Annotated in this window: 5 protein-coding genes; all 5 read left to right on the top strand. The window is 42.4% G+C overall.

All coding sequences use genetic code 11. From position 1 onward, the window contains the following. Positions 1-15: 15 nt before the first annotated feature. Genes AC50YO_RS03555 through AC50YO_RS03535 form a run of 5 tightly spaced genes read left to right on the top strand, consistent with a single transcriptional unit; the run spans position 16 to position 16,361 of the window. The gene (locus AC50YO_RS03555; RefSeq protein WP_494843321.1) at positions 16-1,746 is read left to right on the top strand and encodes an ABC transporter ATP-binding protein; all 1,731 of its coding nucleotides are present in this window, start codon (positions 16-18) and stop codon (positions 1,744-1,746) included. Beyond that, positions 1,743-3,503, top strand: a complete 1,761-nt coding sequence (locus AC50YO_RS03550; RefSeq protein ID WP_494843319.1) for an ABC transporter ATP-binding protein — start codon at positions 1,743-1,745, stop codon at positions 3,501-3,503. Before AC50YO_RS03555 ends, AC50YO_RS03550 begins: the two co-directional genes overlap by 4 nt. 3 nt (positions 3,504-3,506) lie before the next feature. Continuing rightward, on the top strand, positions 3,507-4,442 hold the full coding sequence (locus AC50YO_RS03545; protein WP_494843317.1) for an alpha/beta hydrolase: 936 nt from the start codon (positions 3,507-3,509) through the stop codon (positions 4,440-4,442). An 18-nt stretch (positions 4,443-4,460) separates the two neighbouring features. Then, on the top strand, positions 4,461-12,443 hold the full coding sequence (locus tag AC50YO_RS03540; RefSeq protein ID WP_494843315.1) for an amino acid adenylation domain-containing protein: 7,983 nt from the start codon (positions 4,461-4,463) through the stop codon (positions 12,441-12,443). A gap of 30 nt (positions 12,444-12,473) precedes the next feature. Continuing rightward, positions 12,474-16,361, top strand: a complete 3,888-nt coding sequence (locus AC50YO_RS03535; RefSeq protein WP_494843313.1) for a beta-ketoacyl synthase N-terminal-like domain-containing protein — start codon at positions 12,474-12,476, stop codon at positions 16,359-16,361. Positions 16,362-16,374 lie beyond the last annotated feature (13 nt).

Raw genomic sequence — 16,374 nt, 5'->3', positions numbered from 1 at the left:
TTAAGGAGGTTGTTCATGTTTAAAGGCTTTGTCTTTTTGTTTTCCTATTTTCAAAACCAAAGGTTGAAGATGAGTGTATTAATGGTTTGTATCCTCATTGGTGTAGCACTCTCTATCATTAATCCTCAGGTCATCCGGCATTTCCTGGATATGGCCACTAATGGGGGCGATTGGAATCAACTTGTTTGGACAGCAATAGGTTTCATTGCAATATCAATTGCTATACAGGCTAATCAGGTCGGCTCTGTCTATTTAGGTGAAATGCTGGGCTGGCGAGCAATTAACTTGTTAAAACGGACAGTATTGAAGCATCTATTTAATTTAGACAGTGCTTTCCATAATCAGCATCGCTCAGGCGAGATGCTTGAACGTGTTGAAGGCGATTGTAATAATCTATTCACCTTTTTTTCACAGTTTTTGTTTCAGATCATCAGTAGTTTGTTTTTATTAATTGGTGTAATTACTATGCTGTTCATTGAACATTGGTTTATGGGCGCGGCCATACTTGTATTCTCCATTGTGACGTTGACCTTATTGATCTACTCCAGAATATTTGTGGCTAAGCCTGCACGAATTGAAAGAGAGGTCAGTACGGAATATTACGGTTTAATAGAAGAGAGCTTGAACGGCGCAAAGGATATTCAGAGCAACGGTGGACTGAACTACTTACTGCAGAAATTCTATGGGCTGCATCACAAATTATTTAAAGCTAGCCGATTCTCATGGTTAGCGAGCAGATTGTCAGTGTGGGGAACAAGTATCGTCCTTATTGCTTTAGGCAATGTGATGACGTTCTCCATAAGCATTTCGCTCTTTAATAGCGGAGTCATTACCATTGGAACCGTGTTTTTGTTTTTTTACTATACAGAGTTAATATTCAAGCCTCTTGAACAGATAACTTATCAGCTGCAGTATTTGCATGTGGCGTCAGCGAGTATGAACCGGATCAAGACGTTGCTGGAAACGGAATCGGAACAAGCCGGCACTATTAAATTGACTAGTTCTGTGAAGGAAATTGTTTTTGATCAAGTTAGCTTTAAATACGAGCAAGGTGAGTACGTATTGAAAAACATTAATTTTAAGCTTGAAACGGGGAAGTGCCTTGGTTTATTAGGCAGGACTGGCAGTGGCAAAAGCACGATTGTAAGGTTATTAAGCAAGCAGTATGCAGCTTCCAAGGGAAGTATTGAGTTGAACGGCATAGATATTCGCCAATTGGATGAAGAGTATTTGCTTACTAAGATCGCCTATGTAACACAAGAGGTGCAATTGTTTGAAGGGACAATTCGTGAGAATATTACTTATTTCAATAATGAATACACGGATCGTCAAATTATGGATGTCGTTGAGCAATTAGGCTTGAATACGTGGTTCAACAGATTGGCTAGTGGACTTGACACAAAGCTTTCAGGAAGAGGAGGCGGACTTTCGGCCGGGGAGGGGCAGTTGGTTTCGTTCATTCGAATATTTCTGAAAGATCCGGAAATTATTATTTTGGATGAATACTCCTCCAAGATGGACCCTTTCACAGAAAAAATGCTCGATGGAGCAGTCGACCAGTTATTTAAGAATCGCACCGGCATCATTATTGCACACCGATTGAAAACGGTCAGGAAGGCCGATCAAATTATGATACTTGAGCTTGGAAAAACGATAGAATATGGGAATTCTCGTGATTTGGAGCAAGATTCCAAGAGTCATTATTATCGCTTGCTGAATGCCGGAATGGAGGGACAGCTGGCATGAGTACTCTTCAACTCGTATGGAAAGTAATTAGTTTTCGCAAATGGGTCTTTTTTATAAACCTTATCTTATTCGTAGTTTTTACCGCTTTATCTATTTTAACCGGTTACGTTGTTTATGAATTGTTTGAAAGCTTGGATAAGAATTCATCCTTTAGCACGGAGCTTTTAATTGGGAGTATTGTGGTGTTGGCCTTATGTCGTATCGTTACAAATGTCGGAAGCCTATTTTCCTGGGCGATCATACAATTTGGCTATCTGCTATTGCTCCGCAAAAATATGTTAGAGCAAATATTAAAAGGACGTAATGCAAAAGGAAGCGGTACAGGAGATACAATGAATCGAATTCGCGATGATGGGTTCGCGATTATTCATTATTTGGAGTATTGGATCGATGGCAGTGCGGCACTGATCTTCACCATTACTTCCCTTATTATTCTTTGTACGATTGATCCTGTCGTTACTCTGCTTATTTTCATACCGCTGTGTACGATTCTAATTGTTGCGAAGCAATTGAATCAAAGAGTAGAGAAATATTATCGCTTGGCTAGAAATAGTGATGGCAAGGTTGTGAGCTTCCTGGAAGAAATATTGGGAGGCGCAAAAGCGATCAAGCTGGCTTCTGCCAAAGGCTCTATTCTTAATAAGTTCGATCAGTTGAATGAAGAGCGGCAAATAAATGGGGTTAAAAATGCTACCTTTATTTCGATACTGGGCTCAATTAATGATAATATTTCAAACCTGGCTATTGGAGGAATTCTATTAGTCGCTGCTGGTTCTATGAGAGCTGGGGAATTTACAGTAGGTGAATTCGTATTATTTGTTACTTATTTAACACAAATCGCTCATTATATAGCGAAGCTAGGCTGGTTTTCAGCAAAGCACAAAACCGTTCAAATATCGATAGAAAGAATGCGGAATGTCATTGGAGACCAGCCTGCGGAGGCTCTAGTTGAATATTTTTCAACAGAGGAAGAGATTGAACCGAGAAAAGAGCAGCCGCTGCAGGTGCTGGAGCTCATAAACTTAGGCTACCAATATCCGGATTCGGATCAAGGCATTCATGCGATTAATCTGAGTATTAGTAAGGGACAGTGCATCGTGATTACGGGGAGAGTAGGATCGGGGAAAACAACATTAGTTGAAACCTTGTTAGGCATTCTGCCTAAGGAAGAAGGACAAATTCTGTGGAATGGTCATCATGTAGATGATCCTGCGGAGTTTTTCCAGCCTCCAATCTCAGCTTATACGCCTCAAATCCCTAGACTTTTCAGTGAAAGCTTGAAAGGCAATATATTGATGGGGCTTGATGAGCAAGATGTCGAGCTTGAGAAAGCACTATTCACATCCGTTATGAATGAGGATATTGATGAGATGAACGAAGGGTTGAATACGATGGTCGGTCCTCGCGGCGTTAAGCTGTCAGGGGGCCAGATTCAGCGTACTGCCGCTGCACGTATGATGATACGTGATACGGAGCTGTTTGTAATGGACGATATCTCCAGTGCACTTGATATCGAGACGGAGAAAAAACTGCTTCAGAGACTGCTTGAAAAGAAAGACAAGACCTACATCTTGGTGTCAAACCGTGTTGCTGCATTTGAGAAGGCGGATTGGATTATCGTCATGGATGAGGGAAGAATCGTGGCTGAAGGGAATTTGCAGCAATTGCTTCAAGAGAGTAAGGAAATGTTGGAGTTATATGAACAAAGCGTTACCCTTGAATCTCCAAGTTGGCAATCAACTGAAAATGGAGGCTAACGAATGCAACCTATTCTTCGGAAGGCAAGCAGCAGCAAACTTATTCGCATCGCGATTATTCTCTTTCTGATTGCCTGTCTGGCTGTAACGGGTATCTCTACCTACGTGGGCTGGGTGTTAACGCACCCTACCCCATTGCCTTTGAATCTCACACCGGAATCAGAGGGAATGAAATATTCGGACGTTTCCTTCCAAAGCACTGATGGTTTGGAATTGCGAGGCTGGTTTATTTCATCAGAAGAGAACGGCTATTCTCCTAAAGGCAAAACGATTGTCTTTGTTCACAGTTACAATGCAAATCGCTCAGATGAAGGAATTGGAGTATTACAACTGGCGAAAAATTTGCAGGTTCTGGGCTTTGATGCATTAATGTTCGATATGCGTGCTAGCGGGGAATCAGATGGGAAGCTGAGCAGCATTGGGTACCATGAACGAAAGGATGTCAATGGAGCGGTCGCTAAAGCCAAAGAATTGAATCCCAATGACAAAATTATCGTTATGGGATATTCAATGGGAGCAGCGACAGCCCTCTTGAGTGCTGGAGAAAATCCAGATATTGACGCTGTAGTGGCAGACAGCTCCTTTTCCAGCCTAGAACCATTTCTTTCGAACAATTTATCGCTTTGGTCCGGTCTTCCCAATTTTCCATTCACCCCATTACTACTTGGCATACTTCCTTTATTAACTGGTATCGATTTGGATGATGTAAGCCCCCTGCAGGCCGTCAGCAAATTAAACGACAAGCAAAAGATCTTGCTTATCCACGGCAAAGGGGATTCATCAATACCGTATCAAAATTCAATTGCGATATATGAGAATCTTCCGGAAAACCAAGCAGAATTATGGCTGGCCCCTGGGTCAGGTCATGTAAGCAGCTACAAAGATCATACAAGCGAATATGAACAAAGAGTCATACAATTTCTCAATAAGATTGAGTAGCGCAAATGGAGGTAAGTGATGAAGGGTGAAATCGAATCCTCTAGCCGGATTATCGAGAAACTAACAGATGAACAAAAGAAGCTGCTGGCTATGAAATTGAAAAATCGCAGTATACAAGGGGATGGACGTACTCTGCGAATTCCACAAGTAGAGCGGAGTGAGCTTAAGGCCTATCCTTTATCTTACTCACAGGAGCGAATTTGGTTTCTTGAGCAATTCGAGCCTGGCAGCTTTGCTTACAATTCTACGTGGTCATGCATGATGAGAGGGAACGTTAACCAAGCTTTCTTGGAAGAAAGCATTAATAAAATGATTCAAAAGCATGAGATATTACGAAGTACTTATGTTGAAACGAATGGACAGCCAGCTCAATTCATCGTCCCTCATCACAGATTTAAGATGAACTATATAGATGTCCGAGAACTGGAAGAGGACAAACAGGAAGAGGTCATTCAAAGACTGTACAGCGAAGAGATTAAAAACCCATTGAAACTTGATGAAGCGCCATTGCTGCGGACGACTTTGGTCCAACGAACAGAGAACGAGCATCTGTTCTTGATAACGATGCATCATATTGTTGGAGATGGGTTATCTTTTGCTATTTTTATCAAAGAACTGTCCGATATATATCAAGCTTTAAGCACAGGGGAGGAAATTCAAGAAACTAAGCTTGAAATTCAGTACATAGATTATGCCTGTTGGCAAAGGGAGGGAATTAGTAAGGGACTCTTTGATCATGATTTGAATTATTGGAAAGAAGCATTAACTGGTGCTCCAGAGGTTACCGAGCTTCCACTAGACTTTCCTAGGCCGGCTGTCCAGTCCTCTCAGGGAGATACGATCAAATTCGAGTTCGATGCAGAATTGCTGCAAAGGCTTAAACTATTAAGTCAGAGAAATAGCGCAACGTTATTTATGACCTTGTTCGCAGCCTTTAATTTATTATTGCACCGTTACACGCAGCAGGACGATATTGTAATTGGTTGTCCTATTGCGAATCGTGTCGTTGCCGAAACGGAAGGATTGATAGGCTGCTTTCTGAATAATATTGCGATACGTACAGATTTGTCAGGGGATCTAACCTTTCAAGCACTTTTGGAACGGGTGAAAAAGCGTTGCATGGAGGCTTACTCCCATCAAAATGTTCCATTTGAAAAGGTCATTGAATCCATAAAGCCTGTAAGATCTGCTGCTTACACACCATTGTTTCAGGCACTGTTTGAAGTTCAGACCGTTAAAGCAGGCAACGATTATATGGGCAGCATTGAAATTGAACGAACAGAAGTGGAGTCCAAGACGGCAAAATATGATTTAACACTGCATCTGTTAGATACAGCAGAGACATTAGCAGGTACGTTGGAGTATAGAACAGACCTCTTTCAAGCAGAGACAATGAATGGCTTGATTAGGCACTATAAGACTTTGTTGGAGCAGATTGTTCTTGATCCTGCCTGTCGAATAGAGAAATATCAACTGCTCTCCACACAAGAGCGGAGAATGATCGTACACGATTGGAATGATACCTCGGAACAATTCGATGTTCAATGTATCCATCATGTGATAGAGATGCAGGTTCGAGCTACACCAGATGCAACAGCAGTAATCTTTGGGGAAGAAGCAATAACCTATTCGGAATTGAATGATAGTGCTAACCAACTGAGCTGGTATCTGCTACGAAAGGGCATTACACCGAATAGTGCAGTTGGGCTAAGCATGGAACGTTCTCTAGAGATGGTAATTGCAATGCTGGCTATTCTTAAAGCCGGAGCAGCATACGTTCCGCTGGAGCCAACTTTTCCGAATGAACGATTGCATTATATAGTCAGCGATTCAGCGATTCAATGGATTATTGTTCATAAGGCTTTTGATCATTTGTTCACAGAGCTGCCGGTTGAAACAATTAACGTAGATGAGGATCTGACTTATAAATCGGAATGCACCGATAATGCCGAGGTATCCAGTTCGTTAAGCGACGCTGCTTATATCTTGTATACTTCGGGGTCTACTGGCAAACCAAAAGGCGTAATTATTGAGCATGCAGGAGTGTACAATCGCATCGCCTGGATGCAGCGACAATTTAAACTGACGGCCGAAGATCGAGTATTGCAAAAAACACCTTATACCTTTGACGTGTCGGTATGGGAGTTTTTCTGGCCAATAATGTATGGTTCAGCCTTGGTAGTTGCGCAGCCTGAAGGACATCATGACCCTGAGTATTTGATTCGAACGATAGCTGAAAAGCAAATCACGACGATCCATTTCGTGCCGTCTATGCTGCAGATTTTTTTGGAGCAGAAGAACTTATCAGGCAGCTATTCCTTGAAGCAAATCTTCTGCAGCGGAGAGGCGCTTACTTATGAATTAAAAGAACAATGCTTGACTAAGCTGGATGCGCGGCTGTTCAACCTTTATGGACCGACGGAAGCTTCAATTGATGTAACGTGGGAAGAATGTACACTTAACGGTAATAAGGCATTAACGATAGGAAAGCCAATAAGCAATATGCAGGTTTATATTTTGGATGCTCACTTGAACGTGGTGCCATTCGGAATTCCAGGAGAATTGCATATTGGAGGAATAGGGCTGGCTCGTGCTTACGTCAATCGGGAGGATCTTACGAATGAGAAATTCATTATCCATTCGCTGGATCATACCATTACGAAACGATTGTATAAGACCGGTGATTTGGCAAAACATCAAGAGGATGGCACGATCGAATATTTGGGGAGGATAGATCACCAAGTTAAAGTGAATGGATTGCGGATCGAGCTTGGGGAGATCGAAAGCGTGCTTAATGAGCATGCCCAAATTAGAAATGGTGTCGTTAATGCGGAATATGATGATCAAGGTAGAGCTAGGCTGATTGGATATATCATTACGCAGGGCAATCAGGATATTCCAGCAGCAGAGCTAAGAACATGGTTAGGCCATAAGCTGCCTGAATATATGATACCTCGCTTCTTTGTTGCTATAAGTGAGATTCCATTAACCTCCAGCGGCAAGGTCGACCGCAAAGCCTTATCAGGCCTGAAAAAATCGCGGGTTGAAGAGAGAAAAGAAGCTTCAGGAACTATGACATCTACAGAGAAATTAGTATTAGCCATTTGGGAAGAAGTTCTTGGCATTGCTAATATTCAAATACATGATAATTTCTTCGAACTTGGCGGAGATTCGATTATAAGTATTCAGATCGTATCGCGAGCTAGAGAAGCAGGGCTGACCTTTACACCGAAGGATGTTTTTCAACATCAGACTATATTCAGGCTGGCAGCCGTCGCAGATACGAGACAAAAGACGGATGCAGAGCAGGGGCTAGTAACGGGTGAGTTACCTTTGACAGCAATCCAACAGTGGTTCTTTGATCAACAATTCCAGAATATGCATCATTGGAATCAAGCTCTTTTATTTCAGGTTGATCACTCCATTGATGCAACCATGCTTGAGAAGGCGATTTACAAGCTTATTGAGCATCATGATGCTTTGCGAATGCGATATAGAAAACAGGATGGGCAATGGATACAATATGTTGCTAGCGAAGAAGCCCATGCTATTTTTGCAACTATATCGGTTGCAGACTTGCAGGAGCAGGAAAGAAGCGAAGCTGTTGCTGAACACGCGAGTCAATGTCAAGGAGCATTGAATCTGGTAGATGGTCCAATCATTCGCAGTTTGTATATTGATCATGGTCCAGATCGTAACCCATACCTTTTCATTGCTATTCATCACTTGGTTGTTGATGCTGTATCCTGGAGAATATTGCTGGAGGACTTAAACACGCTTTGTAAGCAATTGAAGGATCAGCGCGCCTTTTTATTACCATATAAAACCTCTTCATTCAAAATATGGTCTAAAAAATTAAGCGAGATGGCAAATAGTAAAGCGACAGATTTAACCTACTGGGACAAGCAAAAGCAGCATTTGCCGCAGCTAGCCCTAGAGGCTGAGTTTGTATCCCACCCGGCAATCGAGTCAACGGCGCATACAGTGACAGCAATCATTGAGGAAAAAGAAACAACGGCACTTATGAGCCTTGTTCCCATTCATTCCAAAACCAAAACCAATGAAATTCTGGTAGCTGCTCTTGATATGGCTTTGTTCCAATGGCTGGGTGAAAGTCCGATAGCGGTAGATATGGAGGGCCATGGGCGAGAAGAAGAGGTTGTGGAAGGAATTGATCTATCCCGTACAGTAGGGTGGTTCACATCCATCTATCCCGTTGTGATGAACGAGATTGGAACGGATGATCCTCAAAAAGTAATAGCGAATGTAAAGCATAAGCTTAGGTCTATCCCGAATGCAGGAATTGGATACGGTCTGTCTACCTATTTGTCGAATAGCCCTAATAAAAAGAGAAGTATAGTCGAGTCAACACATTCTATTTTATATAATTTTTTGGGCAGGACAGATTCAAATCAGACCGAGCAAGAGCTGGTGCATCCTGTTTTTGGGAATGCAGGACTATATAGAAGCCCTGATGCTAGAATGCCGTATTTGTTAGAAATAACATCACAAATAACGGCTAATCAACTGCATGTTCATATTCGGTATAGTGAAGCGCGTTACCGGGAAGCAACCGTGAATCGCTTTCTCAAGCTATATCAAGAAGCGATTAGCGTGCTTATAAATTACTGTCTTCATGAAGGTAGATATTGCCTTGTAGCATCCGATTTCCCTCATGCTGAGCTCGGCAATGAGGAGCTCGATCAATTGCTTAACAATGCTCATCTACATGCAGCAGCAGAAGAAATAGAAGATATTTATGTATTATCTTCTATGCAGCAAGGAATGCTGTTCCACACCTTGCTTGCCCCTGATTCGGGCTTGTATTTCCAACAATTCCAATCTCGTATCAAAGGCTCTTTCCATATTGACTCTTTTAAGTACGCATGGCAGGCAGTGGTTGATCGCCACGCTGTGCTGCGAACCTCTTTCCATTGGGAAGGCCTGGAGCAGCCTCATCAGCTTGTTCACAGAAGAGTCAAGATAGAGGTTGAGAGGATTGATTTAAGAGATTCGGAATTTACGGAGCAAGAGCTATGTGCACGTTACGCAGAAGAGGATTTGAAGAAAGGATTTCAGCTGACGCAAGCTCCTTTAATGAGACTGCTGCTGCTCCACTTAAAGGATGAAGAGTATTTATTAATATGGAGCCATCATCATCTTATTCTGGACGGATGGTCACAATCTATCTTGCTTGACGAGGTATTCCATTTGTATGAGGCGCATGCTAATAACGGAAAAAGTTCCTACACCGATCCTGTTCCTTTCGGACATTATATTGAATGGCTTAAGAAGCAGGATATTCAGAAGGCCAAAACCTTCTGGAGTGGATATGTAAAGGGATTCCAAGCTCCCACTTCTATTCGAAGCTATACAAGTGTGCAAAACAGAGAAGAAATCAATTACAAAGTAGAAAAGCATCTTATGTCAGCCTCTTTGTCGCAAAGGCTCGTCGCTTTTGCCAAAGAAGAGCAAATTACGCTAAGCACTATTTTTCAAGGGGTTTGGGCTATTCTGTTGTCGAGGTATGCGAACGAAAGGGATGTCCTGTTCGGAGTAACGGTATCGGGTCGCCCAACGGATATGCCTCGAGTCAATGAAATTATCGGTTTGTTCATTAATACTTTACCAGCCAGAATGAAACTTCAGCCAGGTGAGAAGGCATTAGCTTGGTTTAAAGACATTCAGACTCAGCAGTTGGAATCGCAGCAGTACGAGTATACGCCGCTCACCAGCATTCAAGAGTGGAGCGAGGTTCCTCAAGGAGTCGCGATGTTCGAGAGTCTTCTTGTATTTGAGAACTATCCTATCGGAACTTATGGTGATGAGAGCGAGCTTCCAATCCAACTGGATGAGTCTCTGATGAGAGAAACGACGAATTATCCGATCACATTGACGGTTCAACCAGGAGAGACATTCACACTAGATTTAACATACGACGCGAAACAATTGTCGAGTTTTCTAATTCAGCGTCTATTAAACAATGTTTCAAGTATACTATCCATTCTTGTAAGCGATAGAGAAGTAGCACTGGAGGACTTGCGGAATCAATCCCCACAAGAGACGAAGGAGCTTATTCAAACTCTAAATCAAGATTTTGATCATAGAAGCGTGGACCACAATAGTCGCCTTATTTATGAAGTTCTCGAAGAAGCTGCGGAGCTTAAAGGGGATACGATTGCTGTTATATCAGGTAACCAATCCATAACCTATCGTGAATTAAATGAAAAGGCCAACCAGCTTGGCAGCTATTTAATCAAGCAAGGAGTAAGCTCAGAGACCATTGTAGGGGTCTACTTGGAAAGATCCATAGAAGCCATTATTGCTATTATTGCAATTATGAAATCCGGGGGAGCCTACTTGCCGTTGGACCCCGTCTATCCTATGGACCGAATCAAATACATGCTCGCTGACGCTAAGCCGCTGCTCGTGGTGACAGAAAGGCAATACAGTACAGTTTTACAAGAGCTAGGTGCAATCAAACAGGTCATTGTCGAGCTCGAAATGGCGGACTTCCGGCAAGAGCCTATAGATAACCTTAGGATAAATGTTGCATCGCATGATTTGGCCTACGTCATTTACACATCAGGAACAACAGGAAAACCTAAAGGAGTCATGATTGAGCAGAGAAATCTTGTGAGTATAGCCCATTGCTGGAAGCAAGAATATAGGTTGGCCGAACGTGAAGTTCGTCTGCTGCAGGTAGCAGGATTTTCCTTTGATGTATTCACCGGAGACCTTGCAAGAACATTGATTTGCTCAGGTACGATGATTATTTGCCCCGATCATGTGCGAATGGAATTGCCTAAGCTCTATGAATTGTTGCGAGACCAGCGAATAACATTGTTCGAATCCACACCTGCACTGATCTTGCCTTTAATGGACTATGTGTACCGACAACATCTTTCATTGCCGAGTTTGTCCTTGCTCATCCTAGGATCCGACACGCTTTCATTATTTGAGTATCAACGTCTGCGGGAGAGGTTTGGAGGAGATATGGAGATCATTAATAGCTATGGCGTAACGGAAGCAACGATAGATTCCAGCTATTTTTTCTCCAAAGAGCCGATACCAACGTTCCGTTCAGGCAATGTTCCAATCGGTAAGCCGCTAGCGAATACTCTCTTTTATATTCTAAATGATAATGGCGATCCCGTTCCTATGGGCGTTGAGGGTGAATTATACATCGGTGGTTCCGGTGTAGCTCGGGGTTATCTCAATAACGAGACACTAACTGCTGAGAAATTCAAGCCCGATCCGTTCTTAGAAGGAAGTCGAATGTATCAAACAGGTGATCATGCACGATGGACAGATGAAGGGGTCATCGAATTCATAGGACGGGATGATGGTCAGGTCAAACTCGGTGGAATAAGGGTTGAGCTGGGAGAGATTGAGAGCGTGCTTAAAGGATTGGCAGGAGTTGAAACGGCAGCCGTCATTCCTCTGGGAGAGGGACTGGAAAAACGATTGTGCGCTTGTTATGTAGGAACGGCAAAGAAGGATGATCTGATTATGAGATTGTCTGAAAAACTGCCGCGAAATTATGTGCCTACTATATTCGTACCGCTGCCAGAGATGCCGCTCACCGTGAATGGAAAGATAGACCGTAAAAGTCTGGTCGAACAAGCCTTGAGGAATAAAGAGGCAAGTCCGCCTGCTGCAGCCTCCTATGGAGAGCTCGAAGAGGAGCTGCTAACCATATGGACTCGTGTGCTGGGTATTCCTGTTAGAAGCATTTCGGAGAGCTTCTTTGACTTAGGAGGCAATTCCATCCTGCTGCTTCAATTATTTAATGAAGTGAATGGAAGGTATCAGGTTGAAATTACTGTAGCTGATTTATTCTCACAGCATACGATTCAAATGTTGTCTCACTTTATTCGTTCGAAGAAGGAACAGCCTGTGTCCATTGAAGAGCAAATGTCAACAATAATGGATGATCTCGCTGCGGGTACAATTGGCTGGGAAGAAGCGCAGGAAAGACTAAATTCGCTAAATTCCTGAAATTCGTTGTTATATTAGGGAGGCTGTCAGGTGGAGTTAATTAAAAAGTTTATTTTGCAGCAGTTGGAATCGAAAAAAATTGAAAAAGAAGATGCTACGCAATATATTCAGGAAATTATGGAAGCGGAAAAAGAAAAGAACAAGCGTATACAAAATACGCAGAGCAAGGAAGAGTTCGCTATCGTAGGCATGTCCTGCAAATTTCCTTCAGCAAATTCGGTAGATGAGTATTGGTCTATGCTGGAATCAGGCACAGATGCGATTGCAGACTTCCCCACCGATCGAGTGAAGGATGTTCTGCAAGTAAATCATGATATCCATGAGCGCTATAAAGATGTTTCGCTGAGACAGGGAGGGTATTTGGACCACATTGATCTGTTTAATCCTGTGTTTTTTCAAATTACACCTGCTGAAGCTTTAGCTATGGATCCGGATCAGCGTCTATTTCTTGAGGCCGTGGCGGAAGCTTTTGAGAATGCCGGCTATACGCGAGACAAATTGAGTGCTTCGCGGACAGGGGTGTTTCTAGGGCATTCCTCGGATAGTTCCTACAAACAATTATTTTCCGCTAAGGACGCTAATGTTGAGATAGGCACATTAAGTGCTGTTATTCCATCGAGAGTTTCTTATCACTTTAATTTAAAAGGCCCGAGTGTTCTAGTGGATACGACTTGTTCTTCATCATTGGTTGCCTTAAATCAAGCATGCAAGTCAATTTCTAGCGGTGATTCCAGCATGGCTGTGGTAGGGGGAGTAAGTACAATTTTACTTCCGATCTTTGAGGAAGATGCCAAAGTCGGTAATGAAGCAAGTGATTTCCGTTGCAAATCCTTCGATGCGTCAGCCGATGGAACGAATATCGGGGAAGGGGTTGGAGTTGTCCTTATAAAGAGGTTGGAGGATGCTCTAAAAGATAAGGATTTCATTCATGCTGTCATTAAGGGAAGTGCTGTTAATAGTGACGGACGCTCTAATGGTATTACGGCTCCGAATCCCGAAGCACAAATAGATGTTCTCCTGCAGGCTTGGAATAATGCGGGGGTTGATCCGCAGACGATCTCCTACATTGAGGCTCACGGTACGGGGACGAAGTTAGGTGATCCAATAGAAATTCAGGCGCTTAGCAGTGCTTTCAAAAAGCATACGAATAAAACACAGTTCTGTGCGATAGGCTCTGTTAAAACCAATATTGGACATTTGGATGCAACTGCCGGCATAGCGGGACTTATCAAAGCTGTTCTATGTCTGAAAAATAAAAAAATCCCAGCTTCACTTCATTTTAATACGCCTAATCCGCTTATTAACTTCCAGGATTCTGCGGTTTATGTGAACAATAAATTGGCTGATTGGCCGTCATCACCGGAGCAGATCAGACGAGCGGGGATTAGCAGCTTTGGAATAAGCGGTACGAACTGTCATGTTGTAATTGAAGAAGCCCCTTCAATAGAAGTACTACAAGAGGAGCAGGGCAAACCGCAATTATTTACTGTATCCGCCAAAAATGATAAGTCGCTCGTAGATACGGTATACCGCTATAAGCAATTTTTTGAAAAGAACAGCAATTACCGTCTGGATGAAGTTTGCTATACGGTTAACGCATGCAAGGAGCACTATGCTCATCGAATCGCCATTATTGCAGAATCCATGGAAGAACTGATTCTCAAATTATCAGAGGTATGCTTGACGAGGGATAATTATGAGGAAGTACTGAATTCTTTGGAGAAGCAGAATATACACTACACGATTCTAGAGGGAGACCATTCTCAAGTTCGTGATTTGGAAAAGGCGAGAATAGAGTATGGCAATCACGAACAATTATTAAAGCACTATGTTAGTGGGGATCTCATTGATTGGAATTATTATTACAAGAACACCCCATACCGGAAAACTTCTTTACCTACTTATGCTTTCGATCATAAAAGATACTGGCCTAAGCTAACGCTCAAAGAGAGTACAGCCGTAGTTAATGAGGCTAGTCAGTTTTTGTACAAGCCGCAATGGAATGAGCAAGCTATTGATGCATCACAATTAGATCAATTACAGCCCAATGATGAGTGGCTTATGTTCGTCAATAATGATCCGCTTTCCGAACAACTAGCGGGGAAATTACTTGACCGGAAGCAATTGGTTATTCAAGTAGCCGTGGGAACGAAATTCGAAAATTTAGGGGATAATCGTTATCTGATCAACCCTACTGTTCAAGAAGATTATGAGTTTCTCATGGAAGTTATTGGTGTAGACCGCTTGAATGCCTTAAAAGGGATTATTCATTTATGGAATAGCGGTGCAGAAGATACCAGCTTGTCTTCTTTGGACGCTATAGCTTGCTCGCAGTATGAAGGGTCCTACAGTTTGTTGTATATGATTAAAGCAATGATCAAACATAAAGTAAACGCAACCTTCCAAATGAATGTGATTACTTCTTATGCCTATCATATTCAGAATCAACAGACTCAGTTGTATCCAACGCGCGCTGCCTTGCCAGGTCTAGCAAAGGTTATCTCACAAGAGTACCCGAAGCTATCGGCGTTTTCTATTGATATCGATCCGCTATATGACACGGTTGAGAGCAGTGTAGAGCAAGTGATGCAGGAGCTGCTTCTCACACGAAGCAAGAGAGAAGAGCAGGCCGTACATCGTCAGGGATACCGTTATACGCAAACGCTGAATAGAGTCGATCTTGGCCAAGTTAAGGACCGTGAAGTTCCTATTAAGGAAAACGGCGTTTATATGATTGCAGGTGCTGGATATCTTGGTGTAGAGGTCGCCAAGTATTTGGCGAGAAGAGCAAAAGTGAAGCTGGTTATGTTGAATAGAAGCCGTTTGCCTATGAAGAGCGAATGGGAAAATGTATTGCGAAAAGAAGATGAAAATACAAGATTATTCAATCAAATCTCAAGCTTTCAAGAGATTGAAAAGAGTGGCTCTGAAGTACTAGTGTTGGATACCGACATTACGAGTCCAGAATCGTTGCAAGCAGCACTCGATACTATTCATCATTCCTATGGGAAAATCGATGGCGTGATTTTTGCCATCAAAGAAATATACGGAAAAATGATTGAGGATATGCCAGAGCATGAATTCGAGGCTGCCGTTCTAAGCAAGTTTAAAGGGGCGTGGTTATTGGATGAATTTACAAAAGAAGAGAACCTAGACTTCTTTATTAATTTCTCTTCTATTTCATCTATTATGGGCGGGCCGAAAAATAGTGACTGTACGACAGTTAATATGTTTTTAGATGCATTCGGAGAATACAGAACCATGCAAGGCAGAGAGACCATTACGTTAAACCTAACAGAGATTCTTACCGGCGATAAACATGAATATTTAATTAAAGATACTATGATTCCACCGCTGAATTACGATTATTTCATAGCTTGCTTCGATTTGGCTCTCCAAAAGGATATGGGGCTCGTCGTGATTGCGGATTTCGATTTAAAGGTTATGAAAACCTTGCTGCCAATTATAAAGATTAATTTCTCAGAGGAATTGCTGCTGGAAATTAATCGCTCTGGAGATATAGAAGGTGGAGTGAATTCCTCCTTGCCTGTACTTGCCGAATTAAGTGTCGAAGAAATTATTGACCGTCTAAAGACAATCTGGATTGAAGTTCTAGGTTTCGAAGAGATTGATCCCGAGGCTAACTTCTTCGATATTGGAGGTACCTCTTTAAGCGCAGTAAAAATGATTAAGATGATTAACACCGAGCTGTTAGACAGCTTCGAAATTGCTGACCTCTATAGCTATCCAACGCCTTCCCTGATTGCGAGCTATTTGAAGGAACAGAGTAAAGAGCAGGATCATGAACTTGAGACAGAAGAATCAGACGAAGATAAGCTAATGGACGTACTTGATAACTTGGACAATGATGGAATTTCACTAGATGAAGCCATGATGTTGATTAATAAAATGAAATAGGCGGCCAAATTGA

The sequence above is a fragment of the Paenibacillus sp. J22P59 genome, from assembly GCF_059383895.1.
The sequence above is the reverse complement of the archived record's forward strand: the minus strand, read 5'-3'. Positions and strand labels throughout refer to the sequence as shown.

What these genes read in the sequence shown, in the direction of transcription:
- AC50YO_RS03555 (WP_494843321.1), top strand. Translation starts at nt 16, where the DNA reads ATGTTTAAAGGCTTTGTCTTTTTGTTTTCCTATTTTCAAAACCAAAGG.
- AC50YO_RS03545 (WP_494843317.1), top strand. Translation starts at nt 3,507, where the DNA reads ATGCAACCTATTCTTCGGAAGGCAAGCAGCAGCAAACTTATTCGCATC.
- AC50YO_RS03540 (WP_494843315.1), top strand. Translation starts at nt 4,461, where the DNA reads ATGAAGGGTGAAATCGAATCCTCTAGCCGGATTATCGAGAAACTAACA.
- AC50YO_RS03550 (WP_494843319.1), top strand. Translation starts at nt 1,743, where the DNA reads ATGAGTACTCTTCAACTCGTATGGAAAGTAATTAGTTTTCGCAAATGG.